Here is a 21,665-nt window from a genome sequence, read left to right on the forward strand (position 1 = left end):
TCGACAGCAGATCATCACTTCTGCTTAAGACTCTACTCGGCCAAGCTAGCTACATGAACCGTCGTGCCTGGCTGCTTTTCGCGGGAGTTTCCCTGTTCTGGGGCATTCCCTACCTGTTCATCAAGATCGCTGTCACCGAGTTGTCAGCTCCCGTCATCGTGGCCGCACGCTGTGCCATCGCGGTCGCGATCCTCCTGCCCGTGGCGATCGCCTCCGGAGCTCTCAAGCAGCTCAAGGGCAAGACGGTTCCGGTGCTCGTGCTGTCGGTCGTGCACATCGCCGCCCCGTTCCTGCTCATCACGTATGGCGAGCAGCACATCACCTCATCGCTGACCGCTCTGCTGATCGCGGCCCAGCCGCTGATGGTCGCCTTGCTGGCCCTGAAGTTCGACGCCAGCGAGAAGCTCAGTGGCCGGGGCATGGCGGGTCTTGGCGTCGGCCTCTTTGGCGTGGCCGTCGTGGTTGGATTTGACTTCGGCGGGGACAGGCTTGGCCTGCTCGGCGCGGGCATGGTCCTGCTAGCGGCGTTCGGTTACGCCGTCGCCGTGCTGATCGTCAAGCGCTACCTCAAAGGCGTTGCGCCCGTTGGGGTCGTGACCTCAACCATGGGTGTCTCAACGGTACTGATCGCCCCGCTCGCGATCGCGACGGCGCCCGTCGCCATGCCTTCGCTGAAAGTCACCGGCTCGGTGGTCATCCTTGGTGTCTTCTGTAGCGCCATCGCGATGCTGCTCTTCTACCGCCTGATCGCCGTCGCCGGAGCAGGCCGTGCCTCGCTCATCAACTACGTGACACCAGCGGTCGCGGTCGGCCTCGGCGTCGCCGTCCTGAGCGAACCCTTGCGCCCCACCACCGCACTTGGTGCGGTGCTCATCATCGCCGGCTCCTGGTTCGCCACCCGCAAACCCGCCGCCGTGCCAGTTGTCACCCCACCCGCGGCTTCGGCACCGCTCGCTGGCGCAGCCCAACCCGCTGTCGTCCGCTGACCGGATCTCTTCTATGGATGTGGATCAACCATGTCGTGTCGGGCGTCCATATAGGACGCACGCGATGACGGAGGAAATCCTCCACACCACTGCGGTGCTGTGGAGGATTTCCTCCCTCACCTGTAACACCACTATGTGACGGAGCCTGAGCTCAGGCTGGAGGGTAGGTGCCGCCCGTTGGCGGTGCCGATCCGGGTGGGGCGGGGTTGCCGGGCTGCGTGTAACCCGGTGTGTAGTCCTGCACCGCCGCATGGCCGGTGGTGGGGTAATCGGCCGCCAGAGGTGCCGGAGCGCCTGGTGGCAAAGGCTTCTTGCGCTTGGCGAAGATGCCCCACAGCAGCAGTGCGAGCCCGATCACCGAGATAACCAGTCCCGCGATCAGAAGGCCGAGGCCGACGCCGAAGATTGCTGGTGCCTTGAGGCCAAGACTCAAGTCGGTGGAAAGGTTCGCGGTGCCGTCGGCGTTCATGACCACCGCGCGGTAGGTTCCGTCGCCGGTCACTTTCCAGGTCAGCTCAGGAGAAACACCGCTTGATTGGGCGACCCAGAAGTTCTGGTTACCCGGTGGCGAAACGCTTGCCAGACTTCCCGTTTCGCGGACCGTCTCCAGCTTGAACGGGTTGAAGTCGATGGACGTGATTTCGTCGCTGGCGGCGCCGCGCAAGTAGTTCTCGACGTCTTGTGCCTTAGCGACGCCAAGGAACACCGGTTTGTTCGAGTTGCGGGCTTCAACGACGATCGATACGGCAGTGCCGCCGGTCTCGACGCTGGCGTTGCCCAAGTTGTTGGCGTCCGTCACCAGAGCGACCGTCGGGCTGTCGACGCGGTGCCAACCGCTTTGCAGGGCACCATCACGCCCGCCAACGGCGAGGAGACCACCGCCCGCGAGCGCGAGCGGAATGCCAACTATCAGGCCCAGCACGCCGAGCAAGATCAAGATGATCTTCTTCACCACGCCCTTATTCTCCCAGCGTTTCTGCACGAAATCTGCCGTTTGCTCCATTTGGATGCCTACTTATGAACACCCGGGCCCTGGTCGCCGGCATCGCCGCGATCGCTTCGCTTCTTCTTCCTGCTCCAGCGGTGGCAGGTGGACCGTCTGTCGTCCTTGGTGGGCTAAACAACCCACGCGGCTTGGCTTTCGGCCCGGACGGATCGCTCTACGTCGCCGAGGCTGGTGCTGGCGGCACGGCACCCTGCTTTTCCGGCCCTGAAGGCGGAGAGGTTTGCTTCGGCCGCACCGGATCGCTGACGCGCTTCGATGACGGGAAGCAATCCCGTGTGCTCAAAGGACTTACATCAGTGACTGCGGAACGTGTGCCGGATCAGGCCGGGTGCTTAGGGTCAAACTCTAGGAGCACTTCCGGCTCGGTGATGAACGGATCGTCGGGCTCGAACTGGCGCGGCACCTTGAAGGTCGTGTCGTGCACCTTGGCCTCGCTCATGCTCGTGAGGTTGAAGATGCGCTGGCGGGCGTCGCCAGCCTTGCCCGACTCCGACGTTCCGCCGATCTGGATCGCCCGCAACCGCCACTGACCGTCCTTGGACCGCCCGAACACGAGCGGCATCACGCGCCGGTAGCGGTCCTTGTACATGAACGACAAGTGGCGCCGCTGAACGATCGCGTGCGCGATGGCGTCAACGACGGCTTTGACTTCTTCTGATGGCTGCTCCCCAGGCACGCCTTAAGACTGTAGTCGCTCACACAGTCGAGGTAGGACAGTCCCGAGTGGAGCGTCTATTGTCACTGCTGCGCGGGCGTCTTCGCGTGTCGGGCCCTGGTTGATGATCGCGACCGGGATGCCGTGCTTGACGGCCCGCACGACGAAGCGCCGGCCGGACATGACGGCCAGCGACGACCCGAGGACCAGCAGCACATCGGCGTTCTCGACGGCGGCGTAGCTCTGGTGCACGCGATCGAGCGGCACGGTCTCACCGAAGAAGACGACATCGGGCTTGAGCACGCCGTCACGGCAGACCGTGCAGTTGACGATATGAAAAGTTGAGGTCTCGGCCAGCTCAACGTCACCGTCGGGATTAATCGCGGCGATGTCGGGAGCGAAGTCGGGGTTCGCCTCGTCGAGACGCCTGCTCAGCTCGGCCCTCGCCGTCAGGTCACCGCACTGCACGCAGATCACGCGGTCGAGATTGCCGTGCAGTTCGATCACCTCGGCCGCACCAGCCGCCGTGTGCAGACCGTCGACGTTTTGCGTCACGATCCCAGTGAGCAGTCCACGGCGCTGGAGTGCGGCGACCGCCTCGTGCCCCTGGTTCGGCACAGCACGGCGGAACGTCCGCCAGCCGAGGTGACTGCGCGCCCAGTAGCGCTGCCGGGCCACGGGATCGCCGATAAAGACGTCATAGGTCATCGGAGTTACCCGCCGGCTGCTGCCGCTCGACCCGCGGTAGTCCGGAATCCCCGACTCCGTGGACAGCCCGGCGCCACTGAGCACGGCAGTCTTGCCCTGCCGCATCAGCTCGGCCAGCGTCCCCACGTCGCGTTCCACGCACCCACGATACTTCCGCCGTCCAGGTGCTCAGCGATCTTGCTCACGCGGGCCCGGGCGCGAGCACAATAGGGGACGTGACGGCGTGGGTGTTGCACGTTGACCTCGACCAGTTCGTGGCCGCGGTCGAGCTGCTGCGCCGTCCTGAGCTGGCGGGACTGCCCGTGGTCGTGGGTGGCGATGGCGACCCCACCAAACGTGGCGTGGTCAGCACGGCCTCCTATAAGGCGCGCGAGTTCGGCGTGCACTCGGGCATGCCGCTGCGCACGGCCAAGAAACGCTGCCCGGAGGCGATCTTCCTGCCCGCGGACGCCGAGGCCTACGACGCGGCGTCCACCGTCGTCATGGCCACGTTGAAGGAAACGGGCGCCAATGTTGAGGTCATGGGCTGGGATGAGGCTTTTGTTCAGGGACTGACCGAGCACCCCGAGCACGAGGCACGCGACATCCAGCACCGGGTGCTGCACAACACCCGGCTGCACTGCACGGTCGGCATCGGGGAGAACAAGCTGCAAGCCAAACTCGCCACCGGATATGGCAAACCGGCCGGTGTCTTCCGGATCACCCACGCGACGTGGTTTGGCCTGCTGGGCGGTCAGCCGACGGATGCCTTGTGGGGCATAGGTTCCAAGACGAGCAAGAAACTGTCCGCCATGGGGATCACCACGGTGGAACAGCTCGCGCACACGGATCTGCACGAGCTGGCGGCGCAGTTCGGTCCGTCCACGGGGCCGTGGCTGGCGCAGCTGGCGAATGGGGTTAGCGACGCCACGGTGTCCAGTGAGCCGTGGGTGGCGCGGTCACGCAGCAAGGAGACCACGTTCCAGGAGGACCTCACGCAATGGCCCGAGGTGGAGGAAGCGGTCGCGAACCTGGCCCGTCAGCTGGCCGGTGACCGTCTCGTGAGCAAGGTCGTGGTGAAAGTGCGGTACAAGCCCTTCTTCACCTCCACGCATGGGGCCAGTCTCAAGACACCAGCCAACGACGAACAGTCCCTTGTGGACACCGCGCTCAAAGCGCTGGCCCGGTTCAGTGATCGCCGTCCGGTGCGCCTAGTCGGCGTACAAACTGTGTTTGCTTCCTGAGCTCAGCTTCACGCTCCGCACGGTCCCGGGGCCAGCCCGCCGCGTCTGGCCGCTCCTGCCACGGCAACGGACCGTCCAGCGGGCGATACTCGACGCCAGCCGCGTCTAGCCGCTTCAAGTGCGTCGTCAGCCGATGCACAAACATGTCATAGGTGGACGGTTGTGGCGACCAAACCGCCTCGGCGAAGGCACTGAGCCGGGGAAAGGCAAGGTAGTCAACGGTTCGCGGACTGTCCGCGTGTTCGGTCCACAGATTCACTTGCGCGCCCAGCACTCGCTCGTGGTCTGGCACTTCGAAGTGCCAGACGTCAGACAGCGTTAGTACCGTGCCGACCGGAATCGGCTCGCGCGGATCGTCGGACTGACGGTAGTCCAGGTAAACCGAAGTGTCAGGGCAGGCGACCACTTCGTACCCGGCGCTGGCAATGGCCTCGGTGACGCCCGGCCCGCGCCAAGCCGCGATGGTCATGGGCGGGAGATCTGGAACCTCGAGCACTTCGTCCCAGCCGAGGGGAATCCGCCCGTGGGCGGTCAGAAAGCTATACAGCTCAAGGGCATAACGCGACTGTGCTTCCCGGTCGCCGCACTCGTCGCCGCCGATCCCGATGTGCTTGGCGGGAAACAACTCCAGCACTTCACCGAAGATGTCCTTGATGGCGGCAACGGTTTCCGGCAGCGTGTTGAGCACGCCGCGCGAGATGCCCCAGCGTGTCGAGACCTCGGTTTCCTCCAGACCCCATTGGGGGTACGCCGCCAGCGCCGCCTGTGTGTGCCCAGGCAGATCGATCTCCGGCACAACGGTCACGAACCTTTGCGCCGCATAGGCCACGATCTCGCGGATGTCGTCTTGGGTGTAAAACCCGCCGTGTGGCCGCCCGTTGAACCGCTCGTGCTGGCGTGACCCGACCATCGACTCCCGCCGCCAGGCCCCCACGGAAGTCAGGCGCGGATAGCGCCGGATCTGCAAACGCCAGCCCTGATCGTCAGTCAAGTGCAGGTGCAGCACGTTGAGCTTGTGCATGGCTAGCAGATCGATGAACCGCAGCACGTCGTGTTTGGGCATGAAGTGCCGTGCGACATCGAGCATGCAGCCGCGCCAGGCGAAGGCGGGAGAGTCCGTTATCTCGATACACGGCACCTCCCACGGACCGTCGTCCTGCCACGCCGCGCGGTAGACCACTGTGGGCAACAGCTGTTTGACCGTCTGCACGCCATAGAAAGCGCCGGCCGGGCTGCCGCCCACGACGGACACTCCCGTGGGCGTGACAGTCACCCGGTACCCCTCGGGCGGAAGGGTTTTGTCTATCTCCCCGGACAGCGTGGACAGGAACGTTGCCGGATCGTTGATGACAAACGATCCGGGCTGGACAGTGATGGACCGGGGGAGGGGCAGCATTAGTCCTTCACCGCCCCGCCGAGTCCGGACACGAGCCGTCGCCTGACGAAGATGAAGAACACGAGCACCGGGATCGTCATGAGCGTCGAGGCGGCCATGATGCCACCCCAGTCGTTCTCGTCAGGTTTGAAGAACACGAGCAGGGCAGCGGGCAACGTCTGATTCTCCGTGGCACTGATGATGAAGGTCTTGGCGAACAAGAAGTCGTTCCAAGCCGTGATGAACGAGAACACTCCCGTGGCCGCGAGCCCGGGAGCGATGAGCGGGAACAGAATCCGCCACAGGATGGTGAACCGCGAGGCACCATCGATCAGGGCAGCCTCTTCGATATCGACCGGGACAGCGGCCACGAACCCACGCAACATCCAGATGGCGAACGGCAGGCTGAAAGCTAGCTGCACCAAGATGAGCGAGCCGAGGGTGTTGAGCCCGACGCCCGGGACGGTCCGGCCGAGGTCGCGGATCTGGAAGAAGAGCGGAACGCTCAGCGCCTCAACGGGGACCATCTGGGCGATGAGGAACAGCACGAGCATGGTGGTGCGCCCACGGAACTTGAAGCGGGTCAGGGCGACCGCCGCCAGGAACGAAATCACCGCGGCGAGCAGCACCACCGACAGGGCAACGATCGCACTGTTGACGAAATACCGCCCGAATCCACTGACCCCCAGCGCATCCCGGAAGTGGTCGAGCGTGGGCGCGAGTGTCCACGGACGAGGATTGGCCGACTGAATCTCACCCGTGGGCTTGAACGCCGACAGCACCATCCAGTAAATCGGGAAGATGGTCAGCACCGCCACGATCACAGCGACCGCGTTGCCTACCCGCCTCATAGTGCCTCCCCGGTGCGGCGCAAGGCGCGCAAGTAGAGCAGGGTGATCCCGAGCAGGATGACGGTCATGACGACACCGATCGCTGAGCCGAGGCCGTATTGCGAGGACGCGAAAGCCTTTTGGTAGGCGTAAACGTTGAGCACTAGGTTCTGCCCGGCGATCCCGCCACCGTTGGTCATCACGTAGATCTGCGTGAACACCTTGAAGTCCCAGATGACTGACTGAATCACGACGATCGCGATCAGCGGCCGCAGCATCGGAACGATTATCCGGCGAAACGTCGTGAAAGCCGTTGCCCCGTCGAGGGAAGCAGCCTCCAAGACAGACTGTGGGATCGCGGTGATCCCGGCATACAACGTGATCATCACGAACGGGAACGAGTGCCAGACGACCGCCGCGCCAACGAGGGCGAAGCCCACATGCTTGTCGTAGAGCCAGTTGTAGCCGTCGGTTCCCAGAACCTCGTTGACGAGACCCAGGTTGGTGTCGAACAGGAACATCCAGACCACGGAACCGGTCATCGCGGGAGCGGCCCAAGCGCAGAGCGCCGCGAGCAGCAGCATGAACCGCGGCACGCGCCCGATCTTCGTTAGCAGCACGGCGAGGAAGGCACCGACAGCCAGTGTCGCGACCACGCACGCGAACGCGAAGACCACGGTCTGCAGCAGGACGGTCCAAAAGTTCTCATCGGAGAACAACGTGCCGTAATTCCGCGTACCCAAAAAGACAGCTGGCTCGCCCCCGCTGACCTGAGGCTGGCCGTATTCGAATAACGACAGTAAGCCCAGCTGATACAGCGGATACGCGAACAGGGGGATGAGCACGGCGAGCGCCGGCAGCAGCAGCCACAAGGGCATGAGCTGCCGGCGTCCGCGAGGAGTGCTACTTCTTGAACGTTGCATCGATGAGGGTGTTCGCCTCGGTGGCCGCGGCGTCGACCGTGGCCTTGCCGGTAATCACTTTCTGCAGCATGTTCGGCAGAATCTTCTCGGCGTCGATCGCGGTCCAGGCCTTGTCGACCGGGACGAAGCGGGTGCCCGCCGACATGGTGTCGATGAACGGCTTCAGGAACGGTTCCTTGGCGACGACCTCGGCGCGAGCTGACTTCAGCGCCGGGACGAAGCCCATGGCGTCATAGAGCTTCAGCCCGTACTTCTTGCCCGCCAGCGTGAGCATGAACTGTGCCGCGAGCGTCCGCTTCTTGGTGGACTTGAAGACACCGAGCGTGCTGCCTCCAGCGAACGCCGGAGCGACCGAGCCGGGCTTGGCTCCCGGCAGCGGGACAACCGCGTACTTGCCTTTAGCCACACCGGCTTCCACCGCTGAACGGTTGAAGTTGCCCAGGATGCCCATGCCAGCACGGCCAGCCGCGAACGCTTCCACGGTGCCGCCACCGGTCAGGTCAGCGCACTGTTGCGCCGGGCAGATGTCGTTGCTGAACAAATCCGTGTACGCCTTGATGCCGGCCTTGGACTCCGCGGTCCCGATGGCTGACTTGTAAGTCCCGCCAGACGCGGTCGCGATGTCGCCACCGGCATCCCACACGAACGGCATCGCCCCGAAGACGTACTTGCCGCCAACAGCGATTCCCAGCATGTCCTTGTTGGCCGCGCGCACCTTCTTGGCCTCAGCGACCAGTTCCGCGTAAGACGTCGGTGGTGTGATGCCAAGGTCGGTGCGGTAGTAGAGCGCCCGCACGCCGATCCACCACGGGACGCCGAAGGCTTTGTCGCCCACCTTGACGGTCGACATGAGATCGGCCGGCATGTCGCCAGCTTCACCCCACGCTTTCAGATCGGCGGTCACGTCGGCCATGCTGTTGCTGGCGACAAAACTAGCGAGGTCCGTGTTGCCGACCTCGGTCACATCGGGTGCACTGGCCGGATCGTTCAGCGCGCCTTTGTATTTCTCCGCGCGCGTCTCGACGGTCAGGTAACTGATGTCCACCTTGACGCCAGGGTGAGCCGCCTCGAACTCTTTGGCGGCTTCGTTGACCACGGCCTCTTTCGCCGCACGGTTCGCTTCGTCGAACAGCCACACGCGCAGCGTCCCGGTCTTTTCATCACCGGTATCCGTGGGCTGCGCCGTAGATGGAGCACAGGCGCTCAATAAGAGCACGAGCGCCAGCAGTGACTTCCTCACGCTTCCCCCTCAATAACGGGCTATGTTCGTAATTAGTTCGTTGTTGATTTCCTCAAGAGGGTGCGCCGGATTCACGTCTGCCGTCAAGAGGGAATTTTGTTGTGTGACAACGGTTTCGACGGCACGCCAACGGCGCCGCTCCGTTTGTGGAGCGGCGCGTCAGAGACCGCCTACTGTCCTGTGTAGAGAATCGCGTCGACCTCGATGTCGAAGCCGTTGAGCGCCACCGGAATCGTCGTGCGCACGGGAAGGTTCTCGGTGCCGAAGAACTCGACGTAGATTTCGTTCATCTTGGGGAAGTCGGCGAAGTCGCGCAGGTATACCCCGACTTTCACCGCGTCGGATAGTGACGAACCGGCCGCCTCGGCGACTTTGCGCAGGTTCGTAAACGTTGCCCGCGCCTGCTCCTCAAACGATCCGCGCACCCATGTGCCATCGGGCAGGACCGGGCACGCACCCGCTAGATAAACGGTGTCTCCGGCGATGACCGCGTGTGAATACGGTCCGCCAGCGGGCGCCGCGTCAGCCGCCATAACTATCTTCTTTGCCATTCTTAGCCTCCGTGCCTGGGGAATTGTTCGGTCAAGCCTTCCGGGCTGACGAGCGGGTCGGTGAGCAGCCGCCTGATCGCCTCTTCACGTCGCAAGAGAGCCGTTTTCTGAGCGGTAGTTAGGGAAATCCAGGGCGGCGATGGCTGCGGCAGCCTGGGCTCCAGCAGGCGCCCGCGTTTGTAGGTCGCCGTGTTGCGCAACTTGAGCGGTGCGGTCCGTTGCTGTCCATGCACATCCACCACCGTGAACGGGCCGTCCTCGACAGTGAACAGCGCGATATCGGCCTGGGCGCCCACGTTTAGCGTGCCCGCTTTGAGGTTCAAGACGTTGGCGGGGCTGACCGTCGCTGCTGTGACGGCCTGCTCCAGCGTCAGCCCGACGGCTAGCAGTTTGGCCACCGTCGTGGGCAGATCGAACACCGGGCCGTGCAGGGAGCGGCTGTGCAGATCGCTGGAGATGGTCTGCGGCACCATTCCCGCCTCAAGCTGTGCCTCCAGAACGTCAAAGGCGAAGCCGCCAGAGCCATGCCCGATGTCGAACAGGACACCCATCTGGTACGCCTCTTTGGCCGCCGGATCCAGACCGTGACCGCCCGCGGCTATCCCGCTCGCGCAGTGCGTGATGATGTCCCCGGGCCGCAGTAGCGGCAGCATCTCACGCATGGTCGGTGGTGCCGCTCCGATATGGACCATCACCGGTACTCCGCAAGCCCGCCCCACTTCTACAGCCCGCCGCAGCGGCTCCAAAGCGGTGGCGCTGTGCCGGTCCATGCGCACTTTGACGCCGGCGATCGTGTCGCGATGGCGCTGCACCGTCTCGATGGCGAGGTCCAAGTTGCAGTTGGACAGATCCTTGGCCTCTCCAGTGGGCGCGACAAGGCCGAGTGCGGAAATGTTGAGCAGCACGGGGACGCTCACCGAGTACCCACTGATGGTCTTGGCAAAGGCCCCAAAGTTGTAGGCGCCGGATGATCCCGCGTCGACCCATGTCGTGACGCCCGTGTACCACGCCACGGGATCCGGGTCGATGCCCCAGTAGGACCCGCCAGCGTTGACATGGGTGTGCAGATCGACGAGCCCTGGGGTGATCAGTTTCCCTGACGCGTCAACGGTCTCGCGTGCGTCGCCGGTGAGATCCGTCCCGGTCGCGGCGATCACCCCGTCACGGACCGCCACGTCCAGGCGCTGTCCACTCGCGACAGTCGCACCCTTGAGCAGAAAGTCCCACATCACAAACGTCCCGTGATCGCTAGTTTGTAAAGCCTTGTGGGCCTTCCTTTACGGTGCATCTGCTCGCTACCTTCCGGCTCGGCTAGCCCGGTTTCACTAAGTTTGCGAATGAGCCGGCGGCCGCTCGGATCGGTGATGCCCAAGGCGATCGCGAGGTCGCTGGGCGAGATGGGCTTACCCTCCAGCGACCGCTCGACGGCGGCCAGACGCGACAGCGTCGCCGGGCTCAAACCCGCTTCGGCGGCAAGGTCTTCCATCCCGTCGTCGTGCTCGCGATACGTGAACGCTAGCGCCGACCCGGCGGCCCCTAGCGGGCCGATGATGACGCCGTTGTCCTCAACGAGATACGCACTCGGGTAATCCTCTTGCTCCGCGCGGGCAGCGGCTCGCTCGGCGAGCTGAAGGCAGTGGCGCGCGGAGGACCCGACGCCGAACCCGGCGGCCACTTTGATGCCCAGCTGTTCCTGTGCCTGACCGAGAGCGGGAAGAGACACCCAGTTCTGTGTCGCCTGCTCGAATAGCGCTTGGTGCGCGAAGACGACTACGCCTCGGCGGCCACGATTCTCAATCCACGCGTCGGCGAACTCGGGTGTGTTCACGAGCAGGTTCATCAGCCCGACGCGCGCTCTGTCCACATCGGAGGTTTTGCTTACCTTGCCTACCAAGAAAACCCCGGCTGCGAAACGCAGCGCGCTCGCCTGCCTGGACTGAATGCGCAACGCCAGCTCGTGCAGCTGAGCCCGGATCGTTGGCGCGCCAGGCAAAGCGCCGAGCACGGGAATGGTGTCCTTCAGCTTCGCCGTGACCGCGGTCCGCAAGCTGATGACGTAATCGCCTTTTCCAGCTTGGTGGAACTTGACGATCTCGTCCACACTCTGGTCGGGATCGTAAGGCAGGCAACGGATCTGGTCGCGGTCGAGCTCTAAGGCCTGCGCGACCTCATCGACCGTGTCGGCGTCGAACGTGTCGATGCTGACCGGCACCGGCTTCCACCCGCGAGCCTGCGCCTTGAACAGCGCCTGCGACAGGTCCATCCCCGCCGACCGGGTGATCGCGACCGGCAGGCCGGGCGGCAGCAGGTCACGGCACTTGGCATAGGGAACCTGGCCGAGCAGGAGCCCGGCGGTCCGCTGCTTTTGCAGCAGCTGACTGACCAGCTCACGGACCTCGTTCTCGTGCTCGTAAACCACCCATTCCAGGCTGACCCCGGACAGGGTGCGTGCCGCCTCCTCAAAGACGGCGCGATGACTCGCGTGTATAACGAGCCCGATCATCGATGCCCCACAGGTTCGGAAATAGTTCGTAAGTAATGACGTAGCCTAGCCTGCATGATCCTGGATTGGCGCGTCAAGGGGTTCTGGCTACCTTCGCCCGTCGATAGTGCGTCGTTCCTGGACGGACGGCCGTCTTTGTTCGGCGGTTCGTTCACTTGGCCAATCATGGCCGCGCGACGGTCCGCCATTGATCACAATTTGTCGACCTTGGCTGACTATTGCTCGCGACACGGCTTGCTCTTCGCGCCGCACGGCAAGACCACGATGTCGCCGACGCTGCATGCCGCCCAGCTCTCCGCCGGTGCCTGGGCGATCACGGTCGCTTCCGCTAACCAGGCGCTGGTCTGCCGCAACTCCGGCTCGTTCCGCCTGATCATCGCCAACGAGGTGCTCGATCCGGTTGCGCTGCAATGGATCGGTGCTCAGTCAGACATCCTGTTCTACGTCGACTCGCTCGCCGCTGTGGAAACGGTCGCGTCCGTTTCTGGCTCGTTTACCGTCTTGCTGGAGCTCGGTTACCCCGGCGGCCGTACTGGCTGCCGTTCCCTGGCCGACGCCCGCGCGATCGCTGCCGCTGTTGCGGCCGCTCCCGGCCTGACGCTCGCGGGTGTGGCCGGTTACGAAGGTGGCCTGCCTTCCGCCGCTGAAGCCGCGTCCTATATGGACTTCCTCGTGTCCACGGCTGTCTCGCTTCGCTCCGACGGACTGTTAGCGCCTGACACCATCGTGAGCGCGGGAGGCAGCACCTACTTCGACGTCGTCACGTCTGCGTTATCGTCCCTGTCCGGCTTCCGCCCGGTCTTGCGCTCCGGCGCCTACATCACCCACGACCACGGTTTCTATCAAGACCACACCCCTTTTCTGCGGGTACCAGATGAGGGCTCCCTGCAGCCCGCATTAGAACTCTGGGCACAGGTCACGTCCACTCCCGAGGACAACCTCCTCATCGCCGGCATGGGCAAACGCGACGCCCCACACGACGAGGGCCTGCCCGTCCCGTTACTCATCCGCTCCCGCGACGGTGCTGTGCGTCCCGCATCGGGTTTGACGGTCACCAAACTCAACGACCACCACGCCTACGTCACCGCGCCGTCAGATCACGGCATCGTGCCCGGCGACCTCATCTGCTTCGGCATCTCCCACCCGTGCACCGCCTTTGACAAGTGGCGCGTCATCCCCGTCGTCGACGACACCCACACCGTCACCGACCTCCTGGAGACCTACTTCTAGCCGAGGTCAAACTTCGGCGAACCTTGACCAGGAAACGGTGCCATCCGGGCGCGGTAGTAAAGCAGCGCTTCCTTCATCTGTGTCATGTGCTCCGGCGAGAGGTTGCGCAGCGGAATGTATTGGCTCTGGAAGCTGCCACCGATGATCCAGAAGTCGTGTAGCAGCACGACAGTGTGCATGGACTCCCATTTCATCACGCGTCGCATATGCGGCGAGTCGCAGTGCACGCCCTCGGCATCGATACGATAGGTAAAGACCGCATAGCAATAGTCGGGCAACCCGCGCACCCGTGACCACCGCTGATGGCGGTTCTCGAGCGGGTGATGATGTCACGCCTTACCGTGCGGGCGCTGTCCCGGGTTAACCTGGCTGGCGTGACTCTTGATATCGCGCGCGTTCGGGCGGCGTACCCGGCGTTGAATGAGGGTTTTGCGCACTTTGACGCGGCCGCGGGATCGCTTGTGGCGGCGCCGGTCGCCGAGGCGGCTCATGGCGTTTACACCTCAGCCGTGGCGAATCGGACCGATGCGTTCGAGCCAGGGCGCAAGGCGCTGCGGATCGTCGAGCAAGCGCGCGAGGCGGTCGCTGATTTGCTTGGCGCGCAACCATCCGGAGTCGTGTTTGGATCGAGCGCGACGTCGCTGACCTATCACATTAGCCAGACGCTCGCGGCGACCTGGCAACCGGGCGACGAGGTTGTCGTGAGCCGCCTTGACCACGACGCGAACGTGCGGCCGTGGGTGCAGGCGGCGGCTGCCGTTGGGGCGACCGTTCGGTGGGCTGAGTTTGACGCGTCCGGTGCGCTGCCTGTGGCGCAGTATTCTTCGCTCGTCGGCGAGCGGACACGTGTCGTGGCACTGACCGCAGGGAGCAACGCCAACGGGGCGATTCCTGATGTGGCCGCGGTTTCCGCTATCGCTCGTGCTCACGGGGCTTTGTGCTATGTGGATGGTGTGCACGCGACGCCCCATGTGCCCGTTGATGTTTCGGCGCTGGGCGCCGACTTCTACGTGACGAGCGCCTACAAGTGGTCCGGCCCGCACCTCGCTACTTGTGTCGCGTCACCCTCGTTGTGGGAGTCGTTGCGCCCGCTGAAACTCATGCCTTCGTCTGATGCGGTTCCGGAGCGTTTCGAGCTTGGCACGCCTAGCTTCGCCTCACTGGCCGCCTTGACAGCAGCCGTTGATCACTTGGCTTCGCTTGTCCCGTCTGTGGGAACCCGGCGCTCTCAGATTCTGACGTCGATGACCGCTGTTCGTGCTTACGAGATGTCGCTATTCGCAGAACTCGTGTCGGGGCTGGCATCGCTTCCGCGTGTCACTCTGGTGCCTGCCCCGGCTGACAGTTGCCCCACATTATCGTTCCGTGTGCACAACCAGCATCCCGCCGAGACGGCGAAACTGTTGGGGGACAAGGGCGTGTGCGTCTACAGCGGCGACTACTACGCTTACGAGTTCTTCAGTGCGCTCGGGTTGCGTGAGTCTGGCGGCGCCGTGCGCGCAGGCATCTACCACTATACGACCCGCGACGACATCACCCGCCTCCTGGACGCACTTGCCTAATCGCGGTGAGTGGCATGATCTGTTGTGGGGCAAGGGTTTGCGGTTGCTGAAATCCGCAATTTGAAGCAGGCTGAAACTGTCAGACCCTGGTCATAGGGTTGGGTTTGTGAGACAGCGGGGTGTTCTTGGAGGACGGGCAGTGTTTGCCTTGTCCGACACCGAACTTGCTGCCTTTGCTATGGAGATCCGTGACAGCATCCGGGTCCTGCAAGCCGAACTGATCGCCGTTTGCGCCGAACAGGCCGGGCGCAACATTCCCTACCAGCAGGGCTATGCGTCAGTGCCGGCGTGGCTGAACGCCACCCACCGCGTCGGGGTCAACGCGGCGTCCAAGATGGCGCGGCTGATCAAACTCCTGCCCGCTGTCCCGGCAGTGGCTGAAGCCTTCGCCGCCGGGGAACTGTCGCAGGCGCAGGCGGCAGAGATCGCCCAGGCCGTCGACACCGTCCCCGCCTGTGTGTGCGACGAAGCAGCCTCTGTGCTTCTCGGGCAAGCCGCCGCACTCAAGCCCGAGGAACTGCGCATCGCCGGACGCAGGATTCTGCGCCACGTCGACCCCGATGCCGCCGAAGAGCATGAGCGCAAGCAGATTGAGCGCGAAGACCGCCTCGCGTGGGAAGCGCGCGCTTTCACCGTCAGCGCCGATGGCACCGGCCGCTACCGCCTAACCGGCTAGACCACCGGCGAAGGTGCGGCCATCCTCAAAGCCGCCCTCGACCCCCTATGCAACCCAGCCCGGTCCAAACCGTCGCCTTTAGACACGTGCAACACCGGCCCCGCCACCACCATCCCCGCGGCATGCGCTTGCCACACCGCCGCATGCCCTGGCCGATGCGGCGAAACCGGAAGCCTCGGTGACACAGGCCAGGCGGCGCGGGAGATGGCAGGACAGCCGCTGCCGCAAGCGTTCCGCGACCCGCGCACGCCAGCGCAACGCAGGCATGACGCGCTGCTGGAAGTCTTCGGCCTAGCCATCGCGACCGAGGAACTGCCCGCCAACGGCGGCTGCAAAGCCCAGATCGTGATCACGGCTCCGTATGACGTGATCGCCCAGAAAGTTCACGACGCCACCCTCGACACCGGCGAGCAGCTATCGGCCGCCGCGGTGCGACGGCTAGCGTGTGATGCGGGGATCGTTCCGTCCATCCTGGACACCCACAGCGTCCCCCTAGACCTAGGGCGCGAACGCCGCCTCATCACCGGCGCACTAAGACGAGCACTCATCTTGCGCGACAAAGGCTGTGCCTTCCCCGGCTGCGAACGGCCGCCGAAGTGGTGCCACGGACATCACAAAGATCATTGGATCGACGGCGGCGAAACGAGCCTCGAGAACAGTGTCCTGCTCTGCGGGTTTCACCACAGACTGATCCATCATGATGAATGGCAGATCGTATTCGCCTCAGACGGCCACCCAGAATTCATCCCACCCGAATGGCTAGACCCCAGCCGAACGCCCCAGCGCAACCTCTACCACTTACGGACATGACGGAGGTCCAAGGTCGCACATATCAACGCTGACGCCAATCCAGCGTCCTGGCAGCCGTTGCCGGTTCAGCCCAAACCCTGGTTCTGTCTTGCCTGGCCTCTGTCATATCCGGGGCCGTCTTTGCGGGGCCAGCCGGGGGCATCACCGCGAAAGGGCAAGACACGCGCGATACATCGCGACGACAGCGGCAAGGTGAGATGGGCGGCAGAGTGATCCGCGGGATGAACGTGGCCGAGGGCGGATAGGGCGTCAGCGGAGGCGGGGCGGCGTGGACTGTTGGGCTACGTGAGGGCGACGTAGGATCTGCGGTCATGACCGGAGGCGGAGCTTGAGGTGGCGGTGGGGGCTGCTGGCGCTGGTTGTCGCGGTGTTGGTGTGGTCGGTGATCAAGCCGCATGACCTGGGGACTTGGGTTGCTGAGACGATCTGGGTGGTGATCGGGCTCGCGCTGGTGCTGGGGTTCTGGAAGCGGTTCCCGCTGACCGGGGTGGCGTGCGTGGTGCTGGCCGCTCACGCGATCGTGCTGGCGTATGGCGGGCATACGACCTATGCGCTGACGCCGTTGGGTGACTGGCTGCAGGACGTTTTCGCGCTCGACCGTAATCCGTATGACCGGATCGGGCACTTCATGCAGGGGTTCGCGCCAGCGATCGTGGTGCGGGAGATCCTTTGGCGCACGTCGCCGCTTAAGGGCAGCAGGTGGCTGGCTCCGCTGACAGTCTGCGTATGCCTGAGTATCAGTGCGGTGTGGGAGTTCCTCGAGTGGGGCGGCGCTTACCTGGTGATGAACGGTGATCCGGCGTTCCTTGGGGCGCAAGGGGATCCGTGGGATACGCAGTGGGACATGGCACTGGCCGTTATCGGGGCTTTGGTTGCCCTCGTGACGCTGAGCCGTCTGCACGATAAGCAGCTGAAGGAAGTGTGAGTGACATGGCGGCACGGTCCTATTTGGTCACTGGGGCGTCCACGGGCATCGGGCGGGCGTGTGTGGAAGTGCTTGTGGCTCAAGGGGCGCACGTGTGGGCGACGGTTCGTTCGGAGCGTGATGAAGCGAAGCTGAACGAGGCGTTTGGCGACAAGGTTTCGGTGCTGCGGTTCGATATTACGGACTACGCGGCGGTGGCAGAGGCGGGCGCGAGGGTGCGCGCGGCCGGGCCGCTAAACGGTGTCGTCAACAATGCTGGGGTCGCGATGCCGGCGCCGTTGGAGCACCTGCCGATCGAGAGCTTCCGGCACAACCTGGAGGTCAACGTGACCGGGCAGCTGGCGGTCACGCAAGCGGTGTTGCCCGCGCTCAGGAAGGCCAGGGAGCAGGGGCAGACGGCGAACATCGTCATGATCGGCTCGATCGCTGGGCGGATCGCGGGGCCGGTGCTCGGGGCGTATCACACGTCGAAGTTCGCGCTGACCGGGCTTTCTGACAGTTTGCGGGCGGAGCTGGCGCCGCAGGGGATTCAGGTCGTGCTGATCGAGCCGGGGCCGATCGTGACAGAGATCTGGCAGCGCAGCACGGACATCGGCAACGAGCTGCTGGAGCGGATTCCGGATGAAGGCAAGGTCCGGTATGCCAAGCAGATCGCGGCGGTCCGTGCCAATACCGAGGACGCGCCCAAGCGCGGGCTGCCCGTGGCGAAGGCGGCGAGCTTGATCGTCAAGGCGCTGACCGCCAAACGGCCCCGGCCGCGTTATCTGCTCGGCTTCCCGGCGCATGCTGCTTCGCTGGTCGCCAAGCTGCCGTTCCGGCTGCGTTACAGGCTCACCGCTGGGAAGTAATGTGTTCGTTCTGACAAATCGTCAGCATGTTGTTGACGGATTGTCAGAACGTTATTCATAATCGGTTTCGTGACCGCAGAACCGACGAGTGCCCAGTTTTCCGCAGCGTTGCGGTCATTGACCTGGCAAGACCACGAGAAGGCTGAGTACACCGACTACACGCAGGCGTTGCTGCAAGGGCGGCTGAACCTCGCTGGTTACACCGCCTTGGTGGCTCAGCACTACTTCGCCTACGTGGTGCTCGAAGAGGCGGCCGAGCGGATGCGAGATGACGCCATCGGCTCGCTTTTCGTCTTTGACTCGCTCTTCCGAGTACCAGCGCTGGAAAAGGACCTTGAGCAGTTGCTTGGCGCGACCTGGCGGGAACAGATTGAGCCCAGCGCTTCAACCCAGGAATATCTGAATCGTTTGCGGGAAACGTGTTTTGACTGGCCGGGCGGATTCATCGCGCACAGTTACACGCGTTACCTGGGCGATCTGTCGGGTGGGCAGTTCATCAAGAAGGCCGTGCAGAAGGCTTTCGGCGACACGGCGGTGGCTTTTTATGACTTCCCGCGGATCCCGGACCACAACGCGTTCAAGGCGCGTTACCGGGCTTTGCTCGACGAGGTGAGCTGGGATGACGGGGAGCGGCAGCGGGTTATCGCCGAAGCGGTACTGGCATACCAGCTCAACACGAAGGTGCTCGCGGAACTAGGCCGGGATTTGGCAAAGTATCTAGCGTGAGCAACCTCGATGCCTTGGCCCGCGTCCGGTCCGCTTTGGACGGACGCGAGGTCGCCCTCTGGTGGGCCGGCGACGTATTCGCCTCAGCGCCCGGCCAGCCCTACCAACGGCTCTTCGGATTCGAGGGCGTCAGCGTCTCTCGCCTCAAAACCATTCCTGGTGGGTACGAGTTACTGCAGCGCGAGGCGGCGTTCTATTTGGATCCGGCGAGCCGTGAGATCCTGTCCACGTGGCATAACCCGTTCACCGCAACGGATGTCGGCGTGGTGCACGTGTGGAACGATCCGGCGAACCAGCGCTGGCTCAAGAACGGGCCGCGCGGGGAGTTCAACGTTCCGGTGACGGATCTCGGGGAGCAGGTTTGCTTCACCATCGAGATTCCCCTGAGCTATCCGTCGCCGCTGCCCGTGGCTGAGTTTCCGGAAAGTTCCGCTGACGACACCTACCGTGCGCTGGAGTTGTTCCAGTTCTACGCTCCCGCCGACGCGCTGACTACCACTGAGCCGAGCGTCTCGCACACGCTGTCGTGGATGCGCCAGTCGCCTTGGCTGCCGTGGATGCGCATGGGGCAGCGCCCCGGTGGCCTGACGTTTCACTGCCGTGGCCGCAAACTCGAGTCGTATCAAGACGTTCCCGAGCGCACGCGTGCCTACATCGCTGAGCATCAGCCGCAGTTCGCCGAGGCGCCACAGGAGTGGTCGGAACCGAACGAGTCGAGCTGGACCTATTTCCGCAAGCTGAGTTTGCGCGGCTGACCGTCGGCCGACAGTTGGGCCCCCAGTCCCCGCAACACGTACATCGTGGTGGCCTCGATGGCCTTATCGAGCCGTTCCCCGCTCAGATCGGCGGTGCTGCGGCCGGCGATCGAGGCGGTGACCAGGGGCAGCAGGACGCTGACCTCCTCATCGGGCAGGTAGCGCTGCTCCTGGGCCTCGGTGATGATCGTGCGAAGGAGGGTCCACAGGGGCTCGATGTGCTCCATCATCTTCTTGCGGCCCGCGTCGGTCAGGATCGTCGACAGCGAACTCGGCGCGATGTGCTGGGTCGCCAGGTGGTTGAGCTGCATGCGCACGAAGATCCGCAACTGGCCGACCGGGTTTGGCTCATTGGCCAGCTCAGCGCGCAGTTCATCGACGTAGATCCCCGTCTCGTGCGCGGTGTAGGCGATGAGGAGCGTTTCCTTGTCGGGGTAGTAGTTGTACATCGCGGTGCGGCCGATTCCAGCCGCGGCGGCCACATCGGCCAGCGTCACCGTGTCATAGCCGCGCTCACGTAACAGGGCGGCCAAAGACGAGAAGATGAGCTCGTGCATCCGCTCCCGGTGCTCCTCCAGGGAGCTGCCGATAATCTTTGGCATGGTGACCAGTCTTCCACGCCCTAGTCGGCTGGCGCTTTTTAGGCTGTGCTGATCTACCCTGTGGGGTGTGGCGGTGAAACCCGACCTAACGGGGGTCCCGGAGACCGCTCTGTGGACGCTGTGGTTCCGTGCGCTGGCCGCAAGGCGGGGAGTACTTGACGATCCGCTCGCGGCGTCGGTCGTGGCTCAGCTGGACTATCCGTTCGCCGATACGTTCGGCGACAACTTCCCGTTTCACGCTCAGGCCCAGGCGGCGCGGGTGCGCACCTTCGACGAGGGTGTACGGGACTTTCTGCGCGACTATCCAAAGGGGACGGTCGTCGCCTTGGGCGAAGGCCTGGAGACCCAGTTCTGGCGGGTCGATAACGGCACGATGCGCTGGCTGACCGTTGACCTGCCGCAATCGGTCGCGTTGCGCCAACAGTTGCTGCCCGAGGATCCCCGGCAGAGTGCCTTCGCCGGGTCTGCTTTGGACGATGCTTGGCACGACTCGATCGACAAGAGCGACGGTGTCTGTATCACGGCCCAGGGACTCCTGATGTACCTGCGGCCCGAAGAGGTTCACGCCCTGTTTGACCGGCTGGCCACCGCCTTCCCGGGCGGCACGATGCTCTTCGACACGATTCCACCGTGGATGGCGGGCAGCATCCGGCGTGGCTCGCTGCGCTTCACCCCGCCTCCGCTGCCCTGGTCACTCGAACCAGCCGAGCTGCGAACCCTAAAGCGTTACGGCAGCGTGGAGGATGTGCGGCCCGCCCCCGCGCCGGGTTTGCCCCGCAAGGTGGCCATCGTGGCGCGCTATGTGCCCGTGGTCCGCAACATGCGCCCGATGGTGGTCAAGCTGACCTTCGGCGCCTAGCTGCTGTGCGCCTCACGGCGGCGCGAAACCCAGGCGTTGCTGAGGCTGGGGGTGGGGCGCTTAGGCGTGCTTTCGGGCTCCTTGAGGCTGACGAAGAACGTCGGCAAGGGCTTAGCCAGATAGGCCTCATGCGCGGCCTTGCAACGGGGGTACTTGCTCTGCACCGCGAAAGGATCGGAAAGGTCAGTGCGCTCACCGGATGGCTGCCGCAACGGCGAGTGGTGAGTCATGAGACTGGCCGCCGCCGGGCGTTGCTCGATCGCGTTCCAGAGCACCGAGGTGAACCGTTCGGCGGAGGCGAAGTCGTCTGCCCCCGCTGGGCTGAGATAGTCGAGCAGACAGTCGGGGTTGCCCAGGACCCGGCCAAACGCTTCGGGCCCTTGGCAGATGAGCCAATTGCGCACGTCATTCATGCCATCATCACCCATGTAGCCAAAGGCGACCGTCGCGGCTTCGATGAGGCCCCAGCTGTCGGCCTGGTCAGACAGCGCGCTCCAGCGATCGGCGAAACCAGCAAGCACCGGGTCGGATATCCCTGGTAGCTGAGACGCCAGAGCTTGAGTCATGGCAGCGATGTCGCCTTGATTGTCCCTGCGTAGCCCCGTGATGACTTCCCAGAAGTGCTTGTCGTCCACGTACGGAGGCTACGCGCGGTAGTGGCGTCGCGACATA

24 protein-coding genes are annotated in these 21,665 nt (G+C 64.1%); 11 read left to right on the forward strand and 13 right to left on the reverse strand.

Translation table 11 applies throughout. From position 1 onward, the window contains the following. Window positions 1-53: 53 nt before the first annotated feature. Window positions 54-986: a DMT family transporter gene (locus A3E1_RS0101020; RefSeq protein ID WP_020518882.1), complete on the forward strand. Its 933-nt coding sequence runs from the start codon at window positions 54-56 to the stop codon at window positions 984-986. Between the two features lie 151 nt (window positions 987-1,137). Here the strand turns inward: A3E1_RS0101020 and A3E1_RS0101025 are convergent, their stop codons facing one another. The 3 genes from A3E1_RS0101025 to A3E1_RS0101035 all read right to left on the reverse strand — a co-directional run bounded on the left by A3E1_RS0101025 (window position 1,138) and on the right by A3E1_RS0101035 (window position 3,460). Further along, window positions 1,138-1,989: a hypothetical protein gene (locus A3E1_RS0101025; protein ID WP_020518883.1), complete on the reverse strand. Its 852-nt coding sequence runs from the start codon at window positions 1,987-1,989 to the stop codon at window positions 1,138-1,140. Between the two features lie 322 nt (window positions 1,990-2,311). Then, window positions 2,312-2,668, reverse strand: a complete 357-nt coding sequence (locus A3E1_RS38265) for a WYL domain-containing protein (protein WP_020518884.1) — start codon at window positions 2,666-2,668, stop codon at window positions 2,312-2,314. Between the two features lie 3 nt (window positions 2,669-2,671). Next, the gene (locus tag A3E1_RS0101035) at window positions 2,672-3,460 is read right to left on the reverse strand and encodes an NAD-dependent protein deacetylase (RefSeq protein WP_051104816.1); all 789 of its coding nucleotides are present in this window, start codon (window positions 3,458-3,460) and stop codon (window positions 2,672-2,674) included. 110 nt (window positions 3,461-3,570) lie between these two features. Between A3E1_RS0101035 and A3E1_RS0101040 the strand changes: the two genes are divergently transcribed. Beyond that, window positions 3,571-4,578: a DNA polymerase IV gene (locus A3E1_RS0101040; RefSeq protein WP_020518886.1), complete on the forward strand. Its 1,008-nt coding sequence runs from the start codon at window positions 3,571-3,573 to the stop codon at window positions 4,576-4,578. Here the strand turns inward: A3E1_RS0101040 and A3E1_RS0101045 are convergent. From A3E1_RS0101045 to A3E1_RS0101075, 7 genes are all read right to left on the reverse strand, one after another. Then, window positions 4,523-5,974 (reverse strand): beta-N-acetylhexosaminidase, encoded by a 1,452-nt coding sequence (locus A3E1_RS0101045; RefSeq protein ID WP_020518887.1) that lies wholly within the window; start codon window positions 5,972-5,974, stop codon window positions 4,523-4,525. The genes A3E1_RS0101040 and A3E1_RS0101045 overlap by 56 nt on opposite strands. Further along, on the reverse strand, window positions 5,974-6,804 hold the full coding sequence (locus A3E1_RS0101050; RefSeq protein WP_020518888.1) for a carbohydrate ABC transporter permease: 831 nt from the start codon (window positions 6,802-6,804) through the stop codon (window positions 5,974-5,976). The genes A3E1_RS0101045 and A3E1_RS0101050 overlap by 1 nt, the downstream gene beginning before the upstream one ends. Then, window positions 6,801-7,661 (reverse strand): carbohydrate ABC transporter permease, encoded by an 861-nt coding sequence (locus A3E1_RS0101055; protein ID WP_020518889.1) that lies wholly within the window; start codon window positions 7,659-7,661, stop codon window positions 6,801-6,803. The genes A3E1_RS0101050 and A3E1_RS0101055 overlap by 4 nt, the downstream gene beginning before the upstream one ends. 25 nt (window positions 7,662-7,686) lie before the next feature. Then, window positions 7,687-8,946 carry an extracellular solute-binding protein gene (locus A3E1_RS0101060; RefSeq protein ID WP_020518890.1) on the reverse strand — a complete coding sequence of 420 codons (1,260 nt, stop codon included), beginning with the start codon at window positions 8,944-8,946 and terminating at the stop codon, window positions 7,687-7,689. 170 nt (window positions 8,947-9,116) lie between these two features. Continuing rightward, window positions 9,117-9,497 (reverse strand): RidA family protein, encoded by a 381-nt coding sequence (locus tag A3E1_RS0101065; RefSeq protein ID WP_026207961.1) that lies wholly within the window; start codon window positions 9,495-9,497, stop codon window positions 9,117-9,119. Window positions 9,498-9,499: 2 nt separating this feature from the next. Beyond that, window positions 9,500-10,726, reverse strand: coding sequence for an amidohydrolase family protein (locus tag A3E1_RS0101070; RefSeq protein ID WP_020518892.1), 1,227 nt, complete (start codon window positions 10,724-10,726; stop codon window positions 9,500-9,502). Further along, the gene (locus tag A3E1_RS0101075) at window positions 10,726-12,000 is read right to left on the reverse strand and encodes a MarR family transcriptional regulator (protein WP_020518893.1); all 1,275 of its coding nucleotides are present in this window, start codon (window positions 11,998-12,000) and stop codon (window positions 10,726-10,728) included. Before A3E1_RS0101075 ends, A3E1_RS0101070 begins: the two co-directional genes overlap by 1 nt. A gap of 54 nt (window positions 12,001-12,054) precedes the next feature. Between A3E1_RS0101075 and A3E1_RS0101080 the strand changes: the two genes are divergently transcribed. Beyond that, window positions 12,055-13,230 (forward strand): alanine racemase, encoded by a 1,176-nt coding sequence (locus A3E1_RS0101080; RefSeq protein ID WP_020518894.1) that lies wholly within the window; start codon window positions 12,055-12,057, stop codon window positions 13,228-13,230. On the opposite strand, the gene A3E1_RS0101085 is transcribed toward A3E1_RS0101080, so the two are convergent. Further along, complete coding sequence (locus A3E1_RS0101085) at window positions 13,227-13,517, reverse strand: hypothetical protein (protein WP_157631241.1); 291 nt, start codon at window positions 13,515-13,517, stop codon at window positions 13,227-13,229. The two genes, A3E1_RS0101080 and A3E1_RS0101085, sit on opposite strands and share 4 nt — an antisense overlap. A gap of 87 nt (window positions 13,518-13,604) precedes the next feature. Between A3E1_RS0101085 and A3E1_RS0101090 the strand changes: the two genes are divergently transcribed. The 7 genes from A3E1_RS0101090 to A3E1_RS0101120 all read left to right on the forward strand — a co-directional run bounded on the left by A3E1_RS0101090 (window position 13,605) and on the right by A3E1_RS0101120 (window position 19,532). Next, on the forward strand, window positions 13,605-14,792 hold the full coding sequence (locus A3E1_RS0101090) for a cysteine desulfurase-like protein (RefSeq protein ID WP_040390382.1): 1,188 nt from the start codon (window positions 13,605-13,607) through the stop codon (window positions 14,790-14,792). A 139-nt stretch (window positions 14,793-14,931) separates the two neighbouring features. Then, window positions 14,932-15,468, forward strand: coding sequence for a DUF222 domain-containing protein (locus tag A3E1_RS48980; protein WP_020518897.1), 537 nt, complete (start codon window positions 14,932-14,934; stop codon window positions 15,466-15,468). Window positions 15,469-15,672: 204 nt separating this feature from the next. Beyond that, entirely contained in the window at window positions 15,673-16,278 is a 606-nt protein-coding gene (locus A3E1_RS48985; protein WP_020518898.1) for an HNH endonuclease signature motif containing protein, read from the forward strand. 328 nt (window positions 16,279-16,606) lie between these two features. Beyond that, window positions 16,607-17,203, forward strand: a complete 597-nt coding sequence (locus A3E1_RS0101105) for a DUF2238 domain-containing protein (protein WP_020518899.1) — start codon at window positions 16,607-16,609, stop codon at window positions 17,201-17,203. 5 nt (window positions 17,204-17,208) lie between these two features. Next, a complete protein-coding gene (locus tag A3E1_RS0101110) occupies window positions 17,209-18,051 on the forward strand; it encodes an SDR family NAD(P)-dependent oxidoreductase (protein ID WP_026207964.1) in 843 nt (280 codons plus the stop codon). 69 nt (window positions 18,052-18,120) lie between these two features. Beyond that, on the forward strand, window positions 18,121-18,777 hold the full coding sequence (locus tag A3E1_RS0101115) for a biliverdin-producing heme oxygenase (protein WP_020518901.1): 657 nt from the start codon (window positions 18,121-18,123) through the stop codon (window positions 18,775-18,777). Beyond that, entirely contained in the window at window positions 18,774-19,532 is a 759-nt protein-coding gene (locus A3E1_RS0101120) for a DUF1838 family protein (RefSeq protein WP_020518902.1), read from the forward strand. The genes A3E1_RS0101115 and A3E1_RS0101120 overlap by 4 nt, the downstream gene beginning before the upstream one ends. Here A3E1_RS0101120 and A3E1_RS0101125 read toward each other — a convergent pair. Then, complete coding sequence (locus A3E1_RS0101125; protein WP_020518903.1) at window positions 19,502-20,134, reverse strand: TetR/AcrR family transcriptional regulator; 633 nt, start codon at window positions 20,132-20,134, stop codon at window positions 19,502-19,504. The genes A3E1_RS0101120 and A3E1_RS0101125 overlap by 31 nt on opposite strands. A 67-nt stretch (window positions 20,135-20,201) precedes the next feature. On the opposite strand from A3E1_RS0101125, the gene A3E1_RS0101130 reads away from it, so the two are divergent. Further along, window positions 20,202-20,993: a class I SAM-dependent methyltransferase gene (locus A3E1_RS0101130; protein ID WP_020518904.1), complete on the forward strand. Its 792-nt coding sequence runs from the start codon at window positions 20,202-20,204 to the stop codon at window positions 20,991-20,993. Here the strand turns inward: A3E1_RS0101130 and A3E1_RS44270 are convergent. Next, entirely contained in the window at window positions 20,990-21,628 is a 639-nt protein-coding gene (locus tag A3E1_RS44270) for a DUF4240 domain-containing protein (protein WP_020518905.1), read from the reverse strand. The genes A3E1_RS0101130 and A3E1_RS44270 overlap by 4 nt on opposite strands. Window positions 21,629-21,665: the final 37 nt, after the last annotated feature.

The sequence above is a fragment of the Catelliglobosispora koreensis DSM 44566 genome (assembly GCF_000379685.1).
GTDB classification, from domain to species: domain Bacteria; phylum Actinomycetota; class Actinomycetes; order Mycobacteriales; family Micromonosporaceae; genus Catelliglobosispora; species Catelliglobosispora koreensis.